Source organism: Cellulomonas algicola, from assembly GCF_019024305.1.
GTDB classification, from domain to species: Bacteria; Actinomycetota; Actinomycetes; order Actinomycetales; family Cellulomonadaceae; genus Cellulomonas; species Cellulomonas algicola.
In genome coordinates, this window is sequence record NZ_JAHKSJ010000013.1 from 102,672 (window position 1) to 122,946 (window position 20,275).

22 protein-coding genes are annotated in these 20,275 nt (G+C 74.9%); 17 read left to right on the plus strand and 5 right to left on the minus strand.

Features of this window, described 5'->3' with window-relative positions:
• Positions 1–9 precede the first annotated feature (9 nt).
• Positions 10–372, plus strand: coding sequence for a VOC family protein (locus tag KOV94_RS11000; RefSeq protein WP_218052047.1), 363 nt, complete (start codon positions 10–12; stop codon positions 370–372).
• A gap of 86 nt (positions 373–458) precedes the next feature.
• Here KOV94_RS11000 and KOV94_RS11005 read toward each other — a convergent pair whose 3' ends face one another.
• From KOV94_RS11005 to KOV94_RS11020, 4 genes are read right to left on the minus strand one after another with little or no spacing between them, the layout of a single operon-like run.
• Entirely contained in the window at positions 459–1,046 is a 588-nt protein-coding gene (locus KOV94_RS11005; RefSeq protein WP_218052048.1) for a DedA family protein, read from the minus strand.
• 9 nt (positions 1,047–1,055) lie between these two features.
• A complete protein-coding gene (locus KOV94_RS11010) occupies positions 1,056–2,087 on the minus strand; it encodes a metal ABC transporter permease (RefSeq protein ID WP_225916535.1) in 1,032 nt (343 codons plus the stop codon).
• 20 nt (positions 2,088–2,107) lie between these two features.
• A complete protein-coding gene (locus KOV94_RS11015; RefSeq protein WP_218052049.1) occupies positions 2,108–2,899 on the minus strand; it encodes a metal ABC transporter ATP-binding protein in 792 nt (263 codons plus the stop codon).
• Positions 2,896–3,825, minus strand: a complete 930-nt coding sequence (locus KOV94_RS11020; protein ID WP_124344357.1) for a metal ABC transporter substrate-binding protein — start codon at positions 3,823–3,825, stop codon at positions 2,896–2,898. Before KOV94_RS11020 ends, KOV94_RS11015 begins: the two co-directional genes overlap by 4 nt.
• A gap of 162 nt (positions 3,826–3,987) precedes the next feature.
• Between KOV94_RS11020 and KOV94_RS11025 the strand changes: the two genes are divergently transcribed.
• The 8 genes from KOV94_RS11025 (at position 3,988) to KOV94_RS11060 (ending at position 12,571) form a co-directional block, all read left to right on the plus strand.
• Positions 3,988–5,373: a glycine--tRNA ligase gene (locus KOV94_RS11025; RefSeq protein WP_124344358.1), complete on the plus strand. Its 1,386-nt coding sequence runs from the start codon at positions 3,988–3,990 to the stop codon at positions 5,371–5,373.
• A 10-nt stretch (positions 5,374–5,383) separates the two neighbouring features.
• Complete coding sequence (locus tag KOV94_RS11030) at positions 5,384–6,223, plus strand: nucleotidyltransferase domain-containing protein (RefSeq protein ID WP_124344359.1); 840 nt, start codon at positions 5,384–5,386, stop codon at positions 6,221–6,223.
• Positions 6,224–6,366: 143 nt separating this feature from the next.
• Positions 6,367–7,341, plus strand: coding sequence for an ABC transporter ATP-binding protein (locus KOV94_RS11035; protein ID WP_218052050.1), 975 nt, complete (start codon positions 6,367–6,369; stop codon positions 7,339–7,341).
• Positions 7,338–8,135 (plus strand): ABC transporter permease, encoded by a 798-nt coding sequence (locus tag KOV94_RS11040; RefSeq protein ID WP_218052051.1) that lies wholly within the window; start codon positions 7,338–7,340, stop codon positions 8,133–8,135. Before KOV94_RS11035 ends, KOV94_RS11040 begins: the two co-directional genes overlap by 4 nt.
• Positions 8,136–8,185: 50 nt before the next feature.
• Positions 8,186–9,430, plus strand: coding sequence for a sensor histidine kinase (locus tag KOV94_RS21270; RefSeq protein WP_218052052.1), 1,245 nt, complete (start codon positions 8,186–8,188; stop codon positions 9,428–9,430).
• On the plus strand, positions 9,427–10,047 hold the full coding sequence (locus KOV94_RS11050; protein WP_124344363.1) for a response regulator transcription factor: 621 nt from the start codon (positions 9,427–9,429) through the stop codon (positions 10,045–10,047). The genes KOV94_RS21270 and KOV94_RS11050 overlap by 4 nt, the downstream gene beginning before the upstream one ends.
• Positions 10,048–10,160: 113 nt before the next feature.
• Entirely contained in the window at positions 10,161–11,351 is a 1,191-nt protein-coding gene (gene dusB, locus KOV94_RS11055) for a tRNA dihydrouridine synthase DusB (protein WP_218052053.1), read from the plus strand.
• 83 nt (positions 11,352–11,434) lie between these two features.
• A complete protein-coding gene (locus KOV94_RS11060; protein ID WP_124344365.1) occupies positions 11,435–12,571 on the plus strand; it encodes a GNAT family N-acetyltransferase in 1,137 nt (378 codons plus the stop codon).
• Positions 12,572–12,583: 12 nt separating this feature from the next.
• Here KOV94_RS11060 and KOV94_RS11065 read toward each other — a convergent pair whose 3' ends face one another.
• On the minus strand, positions 12,584–13,492 hold the full coding sequence (locus KOV94_RS11065; RefSeq protein WP_218052054.1) for a carbohydrate kinase family protein: 909 nt from the start codon (positions 13,490–13,492) through the stop codon (positions 12,584–12,586).
• A 151-nt stretch (positions 13,493–13,643) separates the two neighbouring features.
• Here KOV94_RS11065 and KOV94_RS11070 point away from each other — a divergent pair, with 151 nt between their 5' ends.
• The 8 genes from KOV94_RS11070 (at position 13,644) to KOV94_RS11105 (ending at position 20,238) form a co-directional block, all read left to right on the plus strand.
• A complete protein-coding gene (locus KOV94_RS11070; protein WP_124343656.1) occupies positions 13,644–13,826 on the plus strand; it encodes a hypothetical protein in 183 nt (60 codons plus the stop codon).
• A 62-nt stretch (positions 13,827–13,888) separates the two neighbouring features.
• Entirely contained in the window at positions 13,889–14,107 is a 219-nt protein-coding gene (locus KOV94_RS11075; RefSeq protein WP_124343657.1) for an alpha amylase C-terminal domain-containing protein, read from the plus strand.
• Positions 14,108–14,240: 133 nt separating this feature from the next.
• Entirely contained in the window at positions 14,241–15,089 is an 849-nt protein-coding gene (locus tag KOV94_RS11080) for an STAS domain-containing protein (protein ID WP_124343658.1), read from the plus strand.
• Positions 15,089–15,496 carry an STAS domain-containing protein gene (locus KOV94_RS11085; protein WP_124343659.1) on the plus strand — a complete coding sequence of 136 codons (408 nt, stop codon included), beginning with the start codon at positions 15,089–15,091 and terminating at the stop codon, positions 15,494–15,496. The genes KOV94_RS11080 and KOV94_RS11085 overlap by 1 nt, the downstream gene beginning before the upstream one ends.
• Positions 15,493–15,906 carry an ATP-binding protein gene (locus KOV94_RS11090; protein WP_124343660.1) on the plus strand — a complete coding sequence of 138 codons (414 nt, stop codon included), beginning with the start codon at positions 15,493–15,495 and terminating at the stop codon, positions 15,904–15,906. The genes KOV94_RS11085 and KOV94_RS11090 overlap by 4 nt, the downstream gene beginning before the upstream one ends.
• On the plus strand, positions 15,903–16,925 hold the full coding sequence (locus KOV94_RS21275; protein WP_200829761.1) for an ATP-binding protein: 1,023 nt from the start codon (positions 15,903–15,905) through the stop codon (positions 16,923–16,925). Before KOV94_RS11090 ends, KOV94_RS21275 begins: the two co-directional genes overlap by 4 nt.
• A complete protein-coding gene (locus tag KOV94_RS11100; RefSeq protein ID WP_218052055.1) occupies positions 16,922–18,646 on the plus strand; it encodes an ATP-binding response regulator in 1,725 nt (574 codons plus the stop codon). The genes KOV94_RS21275 and KOV94_RS11100 overlap by 4 nt, the downstream gene beginning before the upstream one ends.
• A complete protein-coding gene (locus tag KOV94_RS11105) occupies positions 18,643–20,238 on the plus strand; it encodes a SpoIIE family protein phosphatase (protein ID WP_218052056.1) in 1,596 nt (531 codons plus the stop codon). Before KOV94_RS11100 ends, KOV94_RS11105 begins: the two co-directional genes overlap by 4 nt.
• Positions 20,239–20,275 lie beyond the last annotated feature (37 nt).

The following is a 20,275-nucleotide window of genomic DNA, read 5'->3' on the forward strand; positions in this document are numbered from 1 at the left end:
GTTCCGGCCATGACGCTGCGACCCGCGATGGTGACCTTCGACACGCTCGACGCGACGGCGCTCGCGGACTGGTGGGCCCGGCAGACGGGCGGCACCGTGCGCGACGACAGCGACGGCTGGTACGTCATGGTGCTGCCGTCCGCGGCCGGCGGACCGGTGCTCGCGTTCCAGAAGGTGCCGGACCCGACGCCCGGCAAGAACCGCCTGCACGTCGACCTCGCCGCGGCGGACCGGGACGCGGAGGTCGAGCGTCTGCTCGGCGACGGCGCGACGCTCGTGGGCCGGCACGAGCACGAGGGCTTCGAGTGGGTCGTCCTCGCGGACCTCGACGGCAACCAGTTCTGCGTCTCGCAGGAGCACACGGCGTCCTGACGGCCGGACGCGTCGCGCGGGCGTCGGGAGTGGGCCTGACGGGGCGGCGCCGGTGCGCCGCCCCGGGGGCGGCGGCTCGCGACGGGTCAGGCGTCGCTCTCGGCGGCGTGCCGGCCGGGGTGCGTCGGCTCGTGCTCCGCGGTGGCGGCGTTGCGCTGCAGGCGACGTCGCACGCCCCAGCCGATCGCGACCGCCAGCAGCAGGAGGACGGCGATCGCCGCGACGGGCGAGGCGACGAACAGGCGCACGCCCGCCCAGACGGCGCCGAAGCCGACGGTCGCCCAGATGACGGCCCACAGGAGCGAGCCGGGGATCGACGCGAGCGTGAACCGCAGGTAGCGCATCCGGATGAGGCCCGCCGACGCGAAGACGGCCGTCTGGAGGCCGACGGTCAGGTAGGCGAGGGTGACGGCGACGGCGCCCCACCGCCGCACGAGGTCGAGGCCGCGCTGCGCGGCGCGGGTGCTGGTCCAGCGCTCGAGGTGCTCCATCGTCGAGCGCCACCACGCGAAGCCCCGGTCGGAGTCGTGCACGTACTGCGCGCCGCGCGTGACGCCGCGCCCGGCCCAGTACGTCGCGTGCGAGCGGGCCAGCACGACGAAGAACAGCAGGACGACGGCGATGCCGACGGGCACGGTCGCGAGCCCGAACGCCGAGATGGGGTCGTCGTCCACGCGCCGATCCTAGGTCGCGGGGGCGCCGCCGGCCGGGTCGTCGGTCCCGGGCGTCGGGCGTGGGGCACCCCCGGTGCGGCCGGCGCGCGACGGGGTCGCGGCGATGGCGTGCGCGGCGCCGGCCGGTGCGGGGGCGGTGGGGACGGGGTCGTCGCACACGTCGTCGACGATCAGCACGTCGTCGACCATGTCGGGGTGCGGGTCGTCGTCGGGGCGGCGCCGTTGGAGCGCGGGTCGCAGTGTGGCGGCGACGGTGTAGACGACGATCGCGAGGACGACGATGGTCGCGCCGGGCGGGATGTCCTGCCAGTACGTCAGCCCGAGCCCGACGACGCTGACGACGACGCCGATGACGCTCGCGAGCGTCATGGTGCGGCCGAACGACCGCGCGTAGAGCTGCGCGATCGCGACGGGCACGATCATGAGCGCGCTCACCAGCAGCAGGCCGACGACGCGCATCGCGATCGTCACGGTGAGCGCGGCGATCGTCGCGACGAGCATCGACAGGAGCCGCACGGGCATGCCGCTCGCGCGGGCGAACTCCTCGTCGTGGCTCACGGCGAACAGCGCGGTGCGCAGGCCGAGGCCGACGCCGAGCACGAGAGCGGCGAGCGCGACGGTCCACCACAGGTCGCTCGTCGACACGGTCGAGATGGAGCCGAACAGGTAGCTGATGAGGTTCGCGTTGGTGCCGCCCGCGACCTTGATGAGCAGGACGCCGCCCGCGATGCCGCCGTAGAACATGAGCGCGAGCGCCAGGTCACCGCTGGTACGGCCGCGCTCGCGGACGAGCTCGATGACGACCGACCCGACGACCGCGGCGACGACGGCTCCGGGCACGGCGAGCGCGTCCTGCGGGACGAGCCCGGCCCACGACCCGACGAGCCAGCCGAGCGCGACACCCGTGAGCGCGACGTGGCCGATCCCGTCGCCCATGAGCGCCATGCGCCGCTGCACGAGGAACGTGCCGACGACGGGTGCGGCGGCGCCGACGAGCACGGCGGCGAGCAGCGCGCGCTGCATGAGCGGCGACGTGAGCATCTCGACGACCAGGTCCCAGGTCACGGGGTCACCTCCACGGTGATCGTGGGTCCGGTCGGCGGCGGCTCGGGGTCGGGGTGCGCGTGCGTGTGGTCGTGGTCGGCGTGCGCGTGCTCGGGCCGCGCGGCGGGCGGGGGCCCGTCGTGCGCGACGCGTCCGTGCCGCAGGACGACGGCACGCTGGATGAGCCCGGCGAACGGACCGAGCTCGTGGAGGATCACGACGACGGTCGTCCCGGCGGCGTGCAGCCGTGCGACGGTGTCGACGAAGGTCGCCTGCGTGGGGATGTCGATGCCCGACGTCGGCTCGTCGAGCACGAGCAGGTCGGGGTCGCGGACGAGCGCGCGGGCGATGAGGACCCGCTGCTGCTGCCCGCCGGACATCTCCTGGACGCGCCGGTGGGCGCGGTCGGCGAGCCCGACGGACTCGAGCGCGGCGAGCGCGCGGCGGCGGCCCCCGTGCGCGGGGCGCACCCGGCGCCCGTGCAGGAGCCCGGACGTCACGACCTCGAGCGCCGTCGCGGGCATGCCGGACGCGGCGGGCATGCGCTGCGGCACGTAGCCGACGCGGTGCCACGGGGCGGACGGGCCGAGCGGCGCGCCGAACAGCCGCACGCTGCCGGCGCTGGTCGGGACGACGCCGAGCAGCGCGCGGACGAGCGTGGACTTGCCGGACCCGTTGGCGCCGAGCAGCGCGAGCACCTGCCCGGGCTCGACCGCGAGGTCGACGCCGGCGAGGATGCGGCGGCCGCCGAGCGTGACGTCGAGGCCCGTCGCCTCGACGGCGAGCGGTGTGGTGGTGCCGAGGGTCACGAGCAGGACAATGCCACGCGCAGCGCCTCGAGGTTGTCCTCGGCGACGGAGAAGTAGTCCGCGTCCTCGTCGACGAGGCCCTCGATCGGGTCGAGGACCGCGGTGTCGACGCCCAGGTCGGCGGCGAGCGTCTCGGCGACCTTAGGGCTGACGAGCGTCTCGAAGAAGATCGTCGTGACGCCCTCCTGCTCGACCACGTCGGACACCTCGGCGAGGCGCGCGGGCGACGGCTCGGCCTCGGGGTCGATGCCGGAGATCCCGACCTCGTGCAGGTCGTACCGGTCGGCGAGGTAGCCGAACGCGGTGTGCGACGTGACGAACGTGCGGATCGAGCACTCCGCGAGCCCGGCCCGGTACGCCGCGTCGAGCGCGGTGAACCGCTCGGACAGCGCGGCGGCGTTGGCGGCGTACTCGTCGGCACCGTCGGGGTCGAGCTCCGTCAGCTGCTCGGCGACCGCGTCGGCGACGGCCGGCATGCGCGACGGGTCCAGCCAGAAGTGGGGGTCGAGGCCGCCGTGCTCGTGGTCGTCGCCCTCCTCGTGCTCGTGCTCGTGGCCCTCGTCGGACATCAGCGGCGTGACGTCGGCGGCGTCGAGCACGTGCGCGGGTGCGGTCTGCGCGACGGCGTCGTCGACGGCGGCCTGGAAGCCCGACAGGTAGACGACGAGGTCGGCGGTGTCGAGGTGCGACACCTGGGCGGGGGAGAGCTCGACGTCATGCGGCTCCGCTCCGGGCGGCGTCAGCGACTCGACGCTCACGCGGTCGCCACCGACCTGCTGCGCGACCATCTGCAGCGGGTAGAACGACGCGAGCACGTGCACGGTGTCGTCGTCCGCGGCGGCGGTCGACCCGCAGCCGGCGAGCAGCGCGGGCAGCGCGAGGGCGGGCACGAGGAGCAGGGGGCGCCGGGGGCGGGCGAAGAGCATGACGATCATTCTCAGTTGGACGAGAACCGTTGTCAAAAACGCCGTGCGGCGCGCCGCCCCGGGGCCGGTAGCCTGGGGACTCGCCTGCCGTGGCAACCCGCCCCGGCCCCCACCGCCCGCGACACCCAGCCGTGGGCGCCTCACGCACTGGAGTGATCGCCCGTGGCCGCACCTTCCCGTCTGGACGCCGTCGTCTCCCTGGCCAAGCGCCGTGGCTTCGTGTTCCCCAGCGGTGAGATCTACGGAGGCACGCGCTCCGCGTGGGACTACGGCCCGCTCGGCGTCGAGCTCAAGGAGAACATCAAGCGCCAGTGGTGGCGTGCGATGGTCACGCGTCGCGACGACATCGTCGGCCTCGACTCGTCCGTGATCCTGCCCCGCCAGGTGTGGGTCGCGTCGGGCCACGTCGGCGTCTTCACCGACCCGCTCACCGAGTGCCTCTCGTGCCACAAGCGGTTCCGCGAGGACCAGATGATCGACGAGTTCGAGGAGCGCAAGGGCCGTGCGCCCGAGGGCGGCCTCGCCGAGATCGCGTGCCCCAACTGCGGCACCCGTGGCCAGTGGACCGAGCCGCGCGACTTCAACATGATGCTCAAGACGTACCTCGGCCCCGTCGAGGACGAGTCCGGACTGCACTACCTGCGGCCCGAGACCGCGCAGGGCATCTTCGTGAACTTCCAGAACGTGCTCACGGCGTCGCGCAAGAAGCCTCCCTTCGGCATCGGCCAGATCGGCAAGTCCTTCCGCAACGAGATCACGCCCGGCAACTTCATCTTCCGGACGCGCGAGTTCGAGCAGATGGAGATGGAGTTCTTCGTCGAGCCCGGCACCGACGAGACCTGGCACCAGTACTGGATCGACACGCGTACCGACTGGTACGTCGACCTCGGCATCAGCCGCGACAACCTGCGTCTCTACGAGCACCCCGCCGAGAAGCTCTCGCACTACTCGAAGCGCACCGTCGACATCGAGTACCGGTTCGGCTTCCAGGGCAGCGAGTGGGGCGAGCTCGAGGGCATCGCGAACCGCACCGACTTCGACCTGTCGACGCACTCGCAGCACTCCGGCCAGGACCTGTCGTACTTCGACCAGGCCAAGAACGAGCGCTACGTGCCGTACGTCATCGAGCCGGCCGCGGGCCTCACGCGCTCGCTCATGGCGTTCCTCGTCGAGTCGTACACCGTCGACCAGGCGCCCAACACCAAGGGCGGCGTCGACGAGCGCGTCGTGCTCAAGCTCGACCACCGCCTCGCGCCGGTCAAGGCCGCGGTCCTCCCGCTGTCCCGCAACGAGCAGCTCTCGCCGAAGGCCCGCGACCTCGCCGCCGAGCTCCGCCAGCACTGGAACGTCGACTTCGACGACGCCCAGGCGATCGGCCGCCGCTACCGCCGCCAGGACGAGATCGGCACGCCGTTCTGCATCACGGTCGACTTCGACACGCTCGAGGACCAGGCCGTGACCATCCGGCACCGCGACGACATGACGCAGGAGCGCGTCGCGCTCGACAAGGTCGCCGGCTACCTCGCGCAGCACCTGATCGGCGCCTGACGTCCACGGCATGACGTCGCCCGGGGGCCGCGCGCTGCCCGCGTCGTTCGACCAGGCGGTCGTCGCAGACGTCGACGACCGCCTGGCGGCGATCACGCGCGAGCACGGGGTGCGCATCGGCTGGGCCGTCGAGAGCGGCAGCCGCGCCTGGGGCTTCCCGTCGCCCGACAGCGACTACGACTGCCGGTTCGTGTTCGTGCGGCCGCGGTCGGCGTACCTGGACCCGTGGCCGCCGCGCGACGTGATCGAGACGCCGCTCGACGCCGTGCTCGACGTCAACGGCTGGGACCTCGTGAAGGCCGTGCGGCTCGCGACCGGCGGCAACGCGACGGTCGGGGAGTGGCTCCGGTCGCCGTTCGTCTACGCGGGCGAGGAGGAGTTCCGCGACGAGCTGCTCGCGCTCGTCGCCGCGGTCGCCGACCGGTCGGCGATCGTGCGGCACTACCTTCACGTCGGCCGCGACCACTGGGAGCGCAGCGGAGCCGCGGACGGTGCCGCGGTCCACCTCAAGCGCGTCTTCTACGCGCTGCGGCCCGCCGCCACGCTCCACTGGATGGAGCAGCACCCCGGTCGGGTCACCCCGCCGATGGACCTCGGTGCCCTGCTCGCCGAGGCGCCCGTACCCGACGCGGTCGCGCGACCGGTCGCGGACCTCGTCGCCGCGAAGGCCGTGACGCGCGAGATGGGGTCTGGCGTCGTGCCCGCGGCCGTGCGCGCGTGGGTGCAGGAGAGGTTCGAGCGCGCGGCCTCCGACGACACGGTCCCGCCGCCGGGAGCGAGCGCAGCCGCACGCGGCGAGGCCGCCACCCGCTTCCGCGCCCTGCTCGACCGCTGGGCGCCGCCCGGCTGAGACGTCCTCGGACCGCTGCTCCGACCCGCAGGGCGCCACGTCGCCCCACGCCGGCGAGGGTCGGCTCGACATGACATCCGTCATGGCGAGGTGGTGACGAGCGGCGGGGGACCGCCGGACCGCGCGGCGGCACGATCGTCGTCATGACCACCACCGACGCCCTCCCGACGCCCGCACCGAGCGGTGCGGTGCCGCCCGCGCTCGAGCTGCGCGGCCTGCGCAAGTCGTTCACCACGCCCGCCGGCACGGTCCGCGCGGTCGACGGGCTCGACCTCACGATCCGCCCCGGCGAGGTCGTCGCGTTCCTCGGCCCCAACGGCGCGGGCAAGACGACGACGATCGACATGGTCCTGGGCCTGGCCCGGCCCGACGAGGGCAGCGTCCGCGTGCTGGGGCTCGACCCCGCGGCCGCGATCGCCGCCGGTCGGGTGTCCGCCGTCATGCAGACGGGCGGTCTGCTCAAGGACCTGACGGTCCGCGAGACGCTCGCGCTGACCGCGTCGTTCTTCGGCTCGGCGCACGACGTCGACGACGTGCTGGTGCGCGCGGGCCTCACCGACGCGGCCGACCGCCGTGTCGGCTCGTGCTCGGGCGGCCAGCAGCAGCGCCTGCGGTTCGGCCTGGCACTGCTGCCCGACCCCGACCTGCTGATCCTCGACGAGCCGACGACGGGCATGGACGTGGGTGGACGTCGCGACTTCTGGAACGCGATCCGCGCCGACGCGGCGCGCGGCCGCACGATCGTCTTCGCGACGCACTACCTCGAGGAGGCCGACGCGTACGCCGACCGGGTCGTCCTGGTGAGCCACGGACGGGTCGTCGCGGACGGCTCCGCGGCCCAGGTGAAGTCGCTCGCGTCGGGGCGTGTCGTCTCCGCCGCGTTCCGGGACGGTGCACCGTCGGACGCCGCGCTCGCGGCCCTGCCCGGCGTGACCGAGGTCGAGCGTCGCGGCGAACGTGTGCTGCTGCGCACGACCGCCTCCGACGACGTCGCCCGGCACCTGTTGACCCGCACCGACGCGACCGAGGTGGAGATCACCGCGCTCGGCCTCGAGGACGCCTTCCTCGCCCTCACGGGCGACACCACCGCCACGACGACCTCCGGGAGCACCCGATGAGCACGCTCACCACCACGACGAAGGCCGCGCCCGCCGCGGTCGCCGCCCGTCCGCGGGCGCGCCTGCTGCAGCCCGTCTACCTGCGCACCGAGCTGCGCCGCCTGCTGCGCAACCGCCGCACGGTGATCTTCACGCTCGTCATGCCGCCGGTGTTCTTCCTGCTGTTCGGGACGCAGCGCGAGTACCTCGACCAGTCGGTCGGGAACGGCAACGTCACGGCGTACGTGATGATCTCCATGGCCCTGTACGGCGCGATCCTCGCGACCACGAGCGGCGGCGCGAGCGTGTCGATCGAGCGCGCGCAGGGGTGGAGCCGGCAGCTCCGGCTCACGCCCCTGCGGCCGGCCGCGTACGTGCTGACCAAGGTCGCCGTCGCGATGGTGCTGGGCCTCGCGTCGATCCTCGTCACGCTCGTCGCCGGGCTCGCGCGCGGGGCCGAGATCAGCACGACCGCGCTCGTCTGGTCCGTCGTGCTCGCCTGGGCCGGCTCCGCGGTGTTCGCCGCGTTCGGGCTCTTCATGGGCTACCTGCTGCCGGCCGAGAACGTCATGCAGGTGCTCGGTCCCGTGCTCGCGCTGCTGTCCTTCGCGGGCGGGCTGTTCATGCCGCTCGGCGACGGCGTGTTCGCGACCATCGCGCGCTTCATCCCGACGTACGGCCTCGCGGAGATCGTGCGCGCGCCGCTCACGGGCGGCGACGTGAGCGTCTGGGCCGTCGTCAACGTCGTCGCGTGGGCCGCGGTGTTCGTCGGCGGTGCGGTGTGGCGGTTCCGTCTCGACACGGCCCGCGTGTGACGGACGGATGCGACGCGGGGGCCGCTCGTCGGCTCGGTACGGTGGGCGCCGTGAGCGGCACCACCCGACCGGACGACGAGCGGCCCGCACGGGCGCGCGGGCGGTGGGCGGCGGTCGGCGGGCAGACCTGGGCGCTGCGCGAGGGGTTGTGGTCGGTCGCGGTGCCGGACCCGACTGGTGAGCGGGGCAACCCGCTGGGCACCCGCACGCACCGCGTCATGCGCGTCGTCGGCCCCACGATGGGCGTCGTCTGGGCCGTCTTCCTGCTGCAGCCGTGGCAGTCCGCGTGGGACAGCAACCCCGGCCCGGCCCGCGTCGTGTCCCTCGTCGCGATCGCGCTCCTGTCGCTGTCGTTCGTGTGGGTCGTCTTCACCCACGCCGGGCCTCGCGGCGAGCAGATGGCGACCGGACCGGCGTTCGCGTTCCTCGGCGGCCAGCTCGTCCTCGTCGCGCTCGCGTGCCTGGCGGCGGAGCAGGACGGACTGGTCGGGCTCGTGTTCGTGAGCGTGAGCGGGGTCTTCCTCCTGCGCGACCTGCGCGCGCTCGCCGTCGCGCTGACCATGGTGGTCCTGGCGATGCTCGTGCCGCGCGTCGTGCCGGGTTGGGAGACCATCGACGACCTCGTGCTGTCGATCGTGCTCGCGACCGTCGCGGTGTTCGGGTTCACGCAGCTCGTGCTGCGCAACCGGCAGCTCCAGCTGGCGCGCGACGAGGTCGCGGTGCTCGCCGTCGAGCGCGAGCGCGAGCGGATCGCCCGCGACATGCATGACATCCTCGGCCACAGCCTCACCGTCATCTCCGTCAAGGCCGAGCTCGCCGCCCGGATGTTCGACGTCGACGGCGAGCGGGCACGCGCCGAGATGCTCGAGGTCCAGCAGCTCGCCCGGTCCGCGCTCGCGGACGTCCGCGGCATGGTCACCGCGACGCGGGCGGTCACGCTCGCCGGGGAGCTCGTGGGTGCACGGCAGGCCTTCGACGCCGCCGGGATCGAGGCGGAGGTGCCGGGCGCGGTCGACGACGTGCCCGACGACCTGCGCGTGCTCTTCGCGTGGGCCGTGCGCGAGGGCGCGACGAACGTGCTCCGGCACTCGGGCGCGACGCGCGTGCGGGTCGAGATCACCGCCGACACGCTCACGGTCGACGACGACGGTGCGGGACCGGGCGACGAGCGCCCCGGCAACGGGCTGCACGGCCTCGCGGAGCGTGCGCGCCGGTCGGGGGCCCGCGTCGAGGCCGCGCGCGGTCCGCTCGGCGGCTACCGCCTGCTCGTCACGACCCGGGGGAACGCCCGGTGACGGACCCGATCCGCCTGCTGCTCGCCGACGACCAGGCGCTCGTGCGGGGCGCGCTCGCCGCGCTGCTCGACCTCGAGGCCGACCTCACGGTCGTCGCGCAGGTCGGCCGGGGCGACGAGGTGCTGGTCGCGGCCCGCGACGCGCGCGTCGACGTCGCGCTGCTCGACGTCGAGATGCCCGGGCTCGACGGCATCACGGCCGCCGCCGAGCTGCACCGCCGCCTGCCGTCGTGCCGGTCGCTCATCGTCACGACCTTCGGGCGTCCCGGCTACCTGCGCCGCGCGCTCGACGCGGGGGCCAGCGGGTTCGTGGTGAAGGACACGCCCGCCGAGCAGCTCGCCGACGCGGTGCGGCGCGTGCACCGCGGGCTGCGCGTCGTCGACCCGGATCTCGCGGTCGAGTCGCTCGCGGTGGGCAGCAGTCCGCTGACCGAGCGGGAGCGTGACGTGCTCGTGGCCGCCGCGGACGGCGGGACGGTCGCGGACATCGCGCGCGCGACGTTCCTGTCGGAGGGCACGGTCCGCAACTACCTGTCCGCCGCGATGGCCAAGACCGGGGGGCGGACGCGCGCGGAGGCCGTGCGGATCGCGCAGGAGAACGGCTGGCTGCTGGCCTGAGCAGGCGTGGGGCCGCGCGCCGGGACCCGACCGGCGCTCGCCGACCGCCTGCCCGGACCTGACCGGCGCCCGCCGACCCGCGGGTCCCGGGCAGCCGGTGCGACAATGGCCGCATGACCACGACGACACCCGCGGCTCCCGCGCGCCCCGGCGCCGGCGCGGTGCTGCCGCCGCTGCGCATCGGGCCGATCACCGTCGACACCCCCGTGGTGCTCGCCCCGATGGCCGGCGTGACCAACGCCGCGTTCCGGCGGCTGTGCCGCGAGTCCGGCGCGGGCCTCTACGTCGCCGAGATGGTGACGAGCCGCGCGCTGGTCGAGCGCAGCCCCGAGTCGTTCCGGATCATCTCGTTCGAGCCCGACGAGGTGCCGCGGTCGGTCCAGGTCTACGGCGTCGACCCCGCGACGGTCGCTGCGGCGGTCCGGATGCTGGTCGAGGAGGACCTCGCCGACCACGTCGACCTCAACTTCGGCTGCCCGGTCCCCAAGGTGACGCGGCGCGGCGGGGGAGCGGTGCTGCCCTGGAAGCGGGACCTGTTCTCGGCGATCGTGCGCGCGGCCGTCGACGCCGCGAGCCCCGCGGGCGTGCCGGTCACGGTGAAGATGCGCAAGGGCATCGACGAGGACCACCTCACGTACGTCGAGGCCGGGCTCACCGCGCAGGACGCGGGCGTGGCCGCCGTCTCGCTGCACGGCCGCACCGCCGCCGACTACTACTCGGGCACGGCCGACTGGGACGCGATCGCGACGCTCAAGGCGGCCGTCACCGACATCCCGGTGCTGGGCAACGGCGACATCTGGTCCGCGGAGGACGCGCTCGCGATGGTCGCGCACACCAGCTGCGACGGCGTCGTCGTCGGGCGCGGCTGCCAGGGTCGGCCGTGGCTGTTCGCCGACCTCGCGGCGGCGTTCGCGGGCTCCGACGAGCGCATCCGGCCGAGGCTCGGGGAGGTCGCGCACGTCGTGCGGCGGCACGCCGAGCTGATGGTCGAGCACTTCGGCGACGAGGGCAAGGCGCTGCGCGAGATGCGCAAGCACATGGCCTGGTATCTCAAGGGGTACGTCGTCGGCGGCGAGGCGCGTGCCGGTCTCGGCCTCGTCACGTCGATGGCGGACCTCGACGACAAGCTCGCCGCGCTCGACCTCGACCAGCCGTACCCGGGCGAGGCCGCGGAGGGGCAGCGCGGGCGCGCGGGGTCGCCGAAGCGCCCGATCCTCCCGTACGGCTGGCTCGACTCGCGCGAGCTGTCGGAGGACTTCCGCCGCGACCTGCACGAGGCCGAGCTGAGCGTCTCGGGCGGCTGACAGCCGGGTCGGCGCGTCGTCGCCGCGCGCGGGGCGACGTGCCGGCGTGACGGCGGACGCGCCACGGGAGCACCCTGGGACGCATGGCTCCCTGGACCGTGCACCGGGCGACGGCGCCCGCGACGCCCGACGACGCCGCGACGTGGGCGGTGACCGGAGCGTGCCGCGCGCACGCGGCCACGCACCGCGCCCTGTTCGGTCACGCGGACGCTGCCTGGCAGGTGGCCGAGGTCGGGGCGCTGCTGCAGGACCGGCCGTACGAGCGGTCGACGCTGCTCGTCGTCACCGCGGACGGGATGGCGCCCGCGGTCGACGCGGTCGTCGGCGCCGCGCTCGTGAACGTGCCGACGCAGGACAACGCGCACCTCGCGGTCGCCGAGACGTGGGTGCGACCGGACGCACGGGGGCGCGGGGTGGGTCGCGTGCTCCTTGACGCCGCCGAGTCGGCTGCGCGCGCGGAGGACCGCCGGACGCTCATCGTGATGAGCACGCACCGGGCGCCGACCGACGGCGAGCCGACTGCGGGTGCGCGCAGCGGCACCGGCGCCGTGCCCGCCGCGGACGCGGCGACGCGGCTGGCCGGCGCGCGCGGGTACGGACTCGAGCAGGTCGAGCGGTTCAGCACGTTCACGTTCCCCCTGGACGACGCGCGACGGGCTGCGGTCCGCCGGGCGCACGAGGACGCGGGGCGCGCGGCCGGCGGCGCGTACCGCCTCGTCGCCTGGACGGGACCGACGCCCGAGGAGCACCTGGACGGCATGGCGGTGCTGCGGACGCGCATGAGCACCGACGTGCCGACCGCCGACCTGGAGCTCGACGAGGAGCCGTGGGACGCGGAGCGGGTGCGCGCGCACGACCGCGAGGTGGTCGAGCAGGGCCGGGTCGCCGCGGTCGTGGCGGCGCAGCACGTGCCGACGGGCGAGCTCGTGGCGTTCACGGTCGTGGAGTGGCCCCCGACGCTGCCCGAGGCCGCCTACCAGCAGGACACGCTCGTCGTCGCGGCCCACCGCGGGCACCGCCTCGGGATGCTCGTCAAGACGGCGCAGCTCCTGCGGCTCGAGGACCTGTGGCCGGGACTGCGGCGGCTGCACACGTGGAACGCGCAGGAGAACGACCACATGCTGGCGATCAACGTCGCGCTCGGCTTCACGCCGACGGGCGTGCTGGGGATGTGGCAGCGGGACCTCGACGCTGCCGGTGCGGCGCGGCCGGTGCCGTAGCGGCGGTGCGCGTCAGCGGGTTCGCACGGCGACCCGCTCCGCCAGCGCGGCGACCGCGGACGGCGTCGCGAGCGCGGCACCGACGCCCGGCGTGCCGACCGCGAGCGCGCCGCACGCGGACGCCCGGGCGAGCGCGGCCGGGTGCGGCAGTCCGTCGAGGACGCCGTGCAGCAGGCCGGCGAGGAACGCGTCGCCCGCGCCGTCGGTGTCGACCACGCGGTCGACGGGCGCGGCGGGCACGTCCCACCAGCCGTCGGCGTCGCGTGCGATCGCACCGGACGCGCCGGCGGTGCACACCGCGAGCCGGGCCCCGCGCGCGACCGCGGCGTCGAGGTACGCGGCCGGGTCGGCGAGCCGGTCGGCGCTCACGAGGAGCACGTCGGCGGCCTGCGCGAACGGGCGCGCGTACCCGGTGGCCGTGCCGTCGTCGTCGTGCACGTCGCACCACACGGGGACGCCCGCGGCGCGCGCGGCGGCGAGCACGGGCCGGCTGTGGTCGGCGAGGTCGACGACGGCCGCGGCCGCGCCGTCGAGCAGCGCGCGGACGTCGTCGGGGACCGGATCGACGGCGCGGGCGGGCGACGGCAGCGCGAGGTACAGGGACAGCCGTGCGCCGTCGTCGGCGAGGACGTTGACGTGGCGCTCGGAGCGCCCGTCGGCGGCGGCTTCGGCGCGCAGGGTCACGCGCGGGTGGTCGAGCGCGGTGCGCACGCGGGGTGCGTGCTCGTCGTCGCCCAGGACGGTGCGGAGCGTCACGTCGAGACCGAGTGCGGCGAGCGTGAGCGCCTTGCCCGCGGACGTCCCGCCGAGGCCGTCGTGCGCGGCGGTCGCGAAGACGGTCGCGCTGCGCGGCTCGGGCAGCACGGGCAGCCGGATCGTGGTGTTCCACGAGGCGGGACCGGTGACGAGGACGCGCGGCACGTGGCCAGCGTAGGGGCGCGGCAACGCCAGGGTGAGGCGTTCGGAAACCTGCTGCAACTCGTTGCAGGCCTGCGACGGTGGTGACGACGGCACACCCGCGCCACCGCAGGAGCATGTCCTGGGCGGGGAACGGTGGACGTCGTACCAGCCCGTGAGCCACCGGCTCGAGTACCGGCTCGGCACCCGCGAGGAGTTCGCCGACATGGTCGCGTCGTGCCACGACGCGGGCGTCGACGTCTGGGCAGACGCCGTGCTCGACCACATGACGGGGCAGGGCGAGCCGGGTACCGGCTGGGCCGGGACGCCGTGCACGCACGACTCCGCGGGCCCGTGACGTCGCCGCCGTCCTCGACCCGCTCCCCGAGGGCACCGACGTCGTGCAGGAGGTGATCCGCGGTGCGGGGGAGTCGATCACGCCTGGGGTTCGTCGTCGTCGACGCGGGCGACGAGCCGCTGCGCACCGAGCTCGTCACGTCGTTCCCGGACGGCGACTACTGTGACGTCCTGACGGGCACGACCGACGACTGCGCACGCACCCGCGTCGTCGACGGCCGCACGACCGTCGACGTCCCTCCGCACGCCGCGCAGGCGTGGCACGTCGGCCGCACGGGCTGACAAGCCGCCCGCGCGGCCGGACGGGGGACACCTCACCCACGTCGGGGTCCCCCCGACCAGGCGCTGTAGAGTCACGGCGCCGCCGCCTCGCGCTCGTCCGAGCGTCGCGACACGTCCCCGATCGGAGTTCCGCATGCCCGCAGCCGACGCCGCCCGCCTCGCCGCGATCCTCCAGGACAGGCGCGGTGAGATCGGCGCCGCCTGGCTCGACCGTGTCGTCACCGAGCTGCAGGGCCGCATCACGCGTGCCGAGGCGGAGCGCGAGCAGACCGACATCTTCGACGCGCTCGTGGGCGGGCTGCTCGCGGGCGGCGAGCGGCTCGACGCCCCCTCGTTCGACTCGCTGCGCAGCCTCCTGAGCGACCTGTCCGCGACGCGTGCGCGGCTCGGCTTCACGCCGCGCGAGACCGCCGTGGGCGTGTTCGCGCTCAAGGAGGGGCTCTACGACCTCGCCGGCCGGGGCGACACCGAGCGCGTCGACGACGTGGCCGCCCTGCTGCGGCTCGTCGACGACCTGGGTCTGTTCACGTTCGAGTCGTTCGCCGCCGCGCGTGAGGGGATCATCACCGAGCAGGCCGAGCAGCTGCTCGAGCTGTCGACGCCTGTCGTGAAGCTCTGGGAGGGCATCGTCGCCGTGCCGCTGGTCGGCACGCTCGACTCGGCGCGCACGCAGGTCGTCATGGAGAAGCTGCTCCAGACGCTCGTCGAGACGGGGTCCGAGCACGCGATCATCGACATCACCGGCGTCCCCGCGGTCGACACGCAGGTCGCGCAGCACCTCCTCAAGACGGTCGTCGCGGCGCGCCTCATGGGTGCCGAGTGCACGATCAGCGGCATCCGCCCGCAGATCGCGCAGACGATCGTCGCGCTCGGCATCGAGTTCGGCGACATCCGCACCAAGGCGACGTTGGCCGACGCCCTGGTCGCGGCCCTGCGGGCCAACGGCAGCGCGCGCACCGCCGGCGCGGTCGCGGGGGCCTGATGGACAGCGTCCCGATCCTCAAGATCGGCTCGACCCTGCTGGTCTCGATCCAGGTCGACCTGCAGGACCAGTCGGCCCTCCAGCTCCAGGAGGACCTCGCCGAGCGCATCACGCAGACCGGTGCCCGCGGCGTCCTCATCGACATCTCCGGGCTGGAGATCGTCGACAGCTTCATCGGCCGGATGCTCTCCTCGATCGCCGGCATCTCGCGCGTGCTCGACGCGACGACGGTGGTCGTCGGCATGCGGCCCGCCGTCGCGATCACGATGGTCGAGCTCGGGCTGTCGTTCGACGGCGTCCGGACGGCGCTCGACGTCGAGAAGGGCCTGCGGCTCCTGCAGCCCGACGACGAGGACGTCGCCCCCGAGCAGCTGCTCCTCGCGCTCGCCCCGGACGCGCCCGCGTGACAGCCGACCCGGTGACGTCCGAGCGGCTCGCCATCACGACCGACGGCGACGTCGTGCGGGTGCGCCAGGCCGTGCGCGGGCTCGCCCAGGGCGCGCGGCTGTCGCTCGTCGACCAGACGAAGCTCGTGACCGCCGCGAGCGAGCTCGCACGCAACACCCTGATCTACGGCGGCGGCGGCGAGGCCGTGCTGTCGGTCGAGTCGAACGGGCGGCGCACGGGTGTGCGGGTCGAGTTCCGCGACGAGGGCCCGGGCATCCCCGACCTCGACCTCGCGATGACGGACGGCTGGACGAGCGGCAGCGGGCTCGGGCTCGGTCTGTCGGGTGCGCGGCGGCTCGTCGAGCACTTCGAGATCGACACGGGACCGGGGCGCGGCACGCGTGTGGTGATCGCCTCGTGGTCGCGGTGAGTGCGGACGGCACCGTCGAGGACGTCGCCTGGTTCACGGTCGACCACGTGAGCGCCACGGGCACCGCCCGCCGTGCCGCCGCGTCGCTCGCGCGTCGCGTCGGGATGTCCGAGGAGCGCGCCGGCGAGATCGCGCTCGTGGTCGCCGAGCTCACCGGCAACCAGATCAACCACGCGGGCTCCGGCTCGCTCCTGCTGCGGGTCCGGCACGCCGCCGCCGGCCCGGTGGTCGAGGCCGTGGCGGTCGACTCCGGCCCCGGGATGGTCAACGTCGCCGCGTCGCTCACGGACGGCGTGTCGTCGGCGGGCACGCTCGGCATCGGGCTCGGCACGTTGTCGCGGCTCGCGACGTCGTGGGACATCTGGTCGCGGCCCGGCTCGGGCACGGTGATCACGGCCGCGTTCGCCGACGTCGACGCCGAACTGCCCGGGATCCCCACCGCGGTCGGCGTGACCCGGCCGATGACCGGCCAGGACGTGTGCGGGGACGCGTACGCGATCCGCACGGACGACGGCGTGCTCACCGTGATGCTCGCCGACGGGCTGGGGCACGGTCCGCTCGCGGCCGCGGCGAGCACCGAGGCCGTGCGCGCGTTCCGCGGTGCGGCGCCCGGCGGCCCGCTCGCGCTGCTCACCGCCGTGCACCGGGCGCTGTCCGGCACGCGGGGGGCGGCGGTCGCGGTCGCGCGGCTCGACCCGGGTGAGGTGCGGTACGCGGGCGTCGGGAACATCGCGGGCGTCGTCGTCGACGGGGCCGCGCGGCGGGGCATGATCAGCCACCCCGGGATCGCGGGCGCCCAGGCGCGCACGCTGCGCGAGGCCGTGTACCCGCTGCCGCCCGGAGGCCTCGTCGTCCTGCACAGCGACGGCGTGACCGAACGGCACGACCTCGCGGGCTACCCGGGTCTGCTCGCGCGCACGTCGCTCGTGGTGGCCGCGGTCCTGCTGCGCGACTTCGGGGTGCGGCGGGACGACGCGAGCGTCGTGGTGGCCCGCGCCGGTGCGGCGGTGCCGGCGTGACGGGCGGCTCCTCGGTCCGGCGGCTCGGCACGGTCGAGCTCCTCACCGACGGCGACGTCGTGCTGCTGCGCCAGGTCGGTCGTGAGGCCGGCGGGCTGCTCGGTCTCGACGGTCAGGACCAGGTGCGGCTCGCCACGGCGCTGTCGGAGGTCGGCCGCGAGGTCGCCGGGACCGCGGGGGGCCTGGCGGTGCTCGAGGTCGACGGTGCGCCCGGCGCGCCGGAGCTCGTGGTGCACGTCCTCGGTCGTCCGGCGCGGGGTGGGCGCGGCGACGTCACCGGCGTGACGGCCGCGCAGCGGCTCGTCGACCGGGTCGACGTGACGTCCGACGCCGACGGCAGCCGGACGGTCGTGCTGCGCAAGGCGCTGCCCGACGCGCGGGCGGTGTCGCCCGCCCGCCTCGACGAGGTCCGCGCGTCGCTGTCCCGTCCGCGCGCCGCCGACGCGCTCGGCGAGCTGCGCGTGCAGAACACCGAGCTCGTGCGTGCGCTCGAGGCCCTCGCGGCCCGCGAGCAGGACCTCGTGCGCGCGAACGAGGAGCTCGAGGAGACCAACCGCGGCGTCATGGCGATGTACACGCAGCTGTCCGACGAGCTCGAGGAGACGAACAGCGGCGTCGTCGCCCTCTACGCCGAGCTCGACGAGCGCGGACGTCAGCTCGCCGCCGCCAACGACGCCAAGACGCGCTTCCTGCGCAGCGTGAGCCACGAGCTGCGCGCGCCCGTCAACTCGATCCTGGGCCTCACGTCGCTGCTCGCCGAGGGTGCGCTCGACGAGGACCAGCGCATCCAGGTCGGCTACCTCGACTCGAGCGCACGCGCGCTGCTCGGCATGGTCAACGAGCTCCTCGACCTCGCGCGCGCCGAGTCGGGACGGCAGCACGTGCACCGGGTCCGCGTCGACCTCGCGGCGCTGCTCGGCGACCTCCAGGGCACCGTGCGCCCGCTCCTGCGGCCCGGCGTGGCCCTGCACGTCGACGTCCCGACGGGTGTCGAGCTCCACACCGACCCCGACCTCCTGGGCCGCGTGCTGCGCAACCTGCTGACCAACGCCGTGAAGTTCACGGACGCCGGCGCGGTCGACGTCGCGGTCACGGTGCCCGAGGACGGCGTCGTGGTCGTCACCGTCCGGGACACGGGCATCGGGATCCCCGCCGAGCATCTCGAGACGGTGTTCGAGGAGTTCTTCCAGGTGCCGAACCGCCTGCAGCCCTCGGCCAAGGGAACGGGCCTGGGCCTGCCGTACGCGCGGCGCGTCGCCGAGGCGCTCGGCGGGTCGCTCCAGGTGGCGAGCGCCGTCGGCGAGGGCAGCACGTTCACGCTCACGCTCGAGCGCACGACGGCCCCGGCGCTCGGACGCGTGCTCGTCGTCGACGACGACGACGCCGCGCGCGCGGTCGTGCGCGGTCTCCTCGCACCCTCGGCGGCCCAGGTCGTCGAGGCACGCGACGGCGCCGAGGCGCTCGACGTGATCGCCGCCGGGGCCGTGGACGCGGTGCTCATGGACGTGCGCATGCCCGGCGTCGACGGGGTCGCGGCCCTGCACACCCTCCGCGCGGACGCGCGCTGGTCGACGCTGCCGGTGGTGCTCATGTCGACGCTCGACGAGCCACCGGTCGCGGGCGTGCCGTTCGTCGCGAAGACGGCCCTGGACGCCGACGGTCTCGCGGACGTCCTCAGCCGCGCGACCGGGACGGCCGGTGCGACGGAGGTCGCACCATGACCGACGCGACCGCGCGCGTGCTCGTCGTCGACGACACCGAGGCCCACCGGTACGTCATGGCCAGCTGGCTGCGCCGGGCGGGCTACCAGGTGACCGAGGCGGCGACGGGCCGGGCCGCGCTGGACGCCGCCGCGGGGCACGACGCCGTGGTCCTCGACGTCAACCTCCCCGACATGTCCGGCTTCGACGTGTGCCAGGTGATCAAGGCCGACCCGGCCGCCGCGGTGCCCGTCGTGCACGTGTCGGCGACGAGCATCGACGCCCGGGCCCGCACCTCGGGGCTCGAGCGCGGCGCGGACGCCTACCTGGTCGAGCCGCTCGACCGGGACGAGTTCCTCGCGACCGTGGCCGGCCTGTGCCGCTCGCACCGGGCCCGTCGCGGCATCACCGAGCACGCCCGCCGGCTCGCGGACCTCACGGCGGCGGTCGTCCCGCTCGGCTCGGCGCGCTCGCTCGACGACCTCGTCGCCGCGGCGGCGCAGGGGGCGGCGACGGTCTTCGGTGCCCCGGTCGTGGTCGTCGCGACGGCGGTCGACGGCATGGCGACCCGGGTCGTGAGCCCGGGGCCGGGTCGTGCGGTCGTCCGCGGGCGGCTCCTCGCCCCGGCGGCCGAGCCCGACGCCGACCACCCCTACCCGGTCGCCGCGCAGGACACCCCGGGCGTGTGGCGCGAGATGCTCGACCGTGCCGGCGTCCCCGCGACCGGCTGGCACGTCACGCCGCTGCACGACGCGTCCGGGCGGCACCTCGGCGGGTTCGCGGTCGCGGTGCCGGACGGTCCGCTCGGCCCCGACGACGCCGACCTCGCGCAGCAGCTGGGGGAGGCGCTGACCGGTGCGATCGGCACGCTCCGGTCGTTCGCGCAGGAGCACCACATCGCCCTGACGCTCCAGCGCTCGATGCTCCCGCACGCGCTGCCGACCCCGCCCGGGATCCGGATGGCCGCCCGGTACAGCGCGTCCGACGCGCAGCTGAGCGTCGGCGGCGACTTCTACGACGCGCTCGAGCTGCCCGACGGCAAGGTCGCGGTCGTGATCGGCGACGTGCAGGGCCACTCGCTGCGCGCGGCGACGGTCATGGCGCAGCTCCGGTTCGCGCTGCACGCCTACCTCGTCGAGGGGCACCCGCCGGCCCGCGCGCTCGACCTGCTCAACGAGCTGCTCATCCGCAGCCACCCCGAGCTGGTCACGGTGTGCGTCGCCGTGGTGGACCTTGGCGACGGCAGCATGGAGGTCGTCAACGCCGGGCACCTGCCGCCGCTGCTCGTGTCCGCCGACGGCGCGCGCTACCTCACGGGGTCGTCGCCGCTGCTGGGCGTGCGGCTGCCGAGCGAACGGCGCACCACGACGGTGCCGCCGTCGGGTCCGTGCACGCTGGTCCTGGTGACCGACGGCCTGCTCGAGCGCCGCTCGGGCCACATGGCCGACTCGCTCGCGCGCATGGCCGAGGTCGTGGCGGACGCCGGCACCCTCGACCCGGGCGAGCTGTGCGACGTGCTGCTCGGCCGGTTCGACTCGGCCGAGCGCGGCGACGACGTCGCGGTGCTCGCAGTGCACCTCACGGGCGAGCACCCCGACGCGCCCGTCGCCTGACGAGCACCCGGGCGCGGACGAGGTCCCCGGCTCCTCG

Coding starts and splice junctions, on each gene's coding strand:
- KOV94_RS11060 (WP_124344365.1), top strand. CDS start 11,435: ATGGCTCCCTGGACCGTGCACCGGGCGACGGCGCCCGCGACGCCCGAC.
- KOV94_RS11030 (WP_124344359.1), top strand. CDS start 5,384: ATGACGTCGCCCGGGGGCCGCGCGCTGCCCGCGTCGTTCGACCAGGCG.
- KOV94_RS11040 (WP_218052051.1), top strand. CDS start 7,338: ATGAGCACGCTCACCACCACGACGAAGGCCGCGCCCGCCGCGGTCGCC.
- KOV94_RS11080 (WP_124343658.1), top strand. CDS start 14,241: ATGCCCGCAGCCGACGCCGCCCGCCTCGCCGCGATCCTCCAGGACAGG.
- KOV94_RS11020 (WP_124344357.1), bottom strand. CDS start 3,825: ATGCTCTTCGCCCGCCCCCGGCGCCCCCTGCTCCTCGTGCCCGCCCTC.
- KOV94_RS11085 (WP_124343659.1), top strand. CDS start 15,089: ATGGACAGCGTCCCGATCCTCAAGATCGGCTCGACCCTGCTGGTCTCG.
- KOV94_RS11035 (WP_218052050.1), top strand. CDS start 6,367: ATGACCACCACCGACGCCCTCCCGACGCCCGCACCGAGCGGTGCGGTG.
- dusB (WP_218052053.1), top strand. CDS start 10,161: ATGACCACGACGACACCCGCGGCTCCCGCGCGCCCCGGCGCCGGCGCG.
- KOV94_RS11000 (WP_218052047.1), top strand. CDS start 10: ATGACGCTGCGACCCGCGATGGTGACCTTCGACACGCTCGACGCGACG.
- KOV94_RS11010 (WP_225916535.1), bottom strand. CDS start 2,087: ATGCTCACGTCGCCGCTCATGCAGCGCGCGCTGCTCGCCGCCGTGCTC.
- KOV94_RS11105 (WP_218052056.1), top strand. CDS start 18,643: ATGACCGACGCGACCGCGCGCGTGCTCGTCGTCGACGACACCGAGGCC.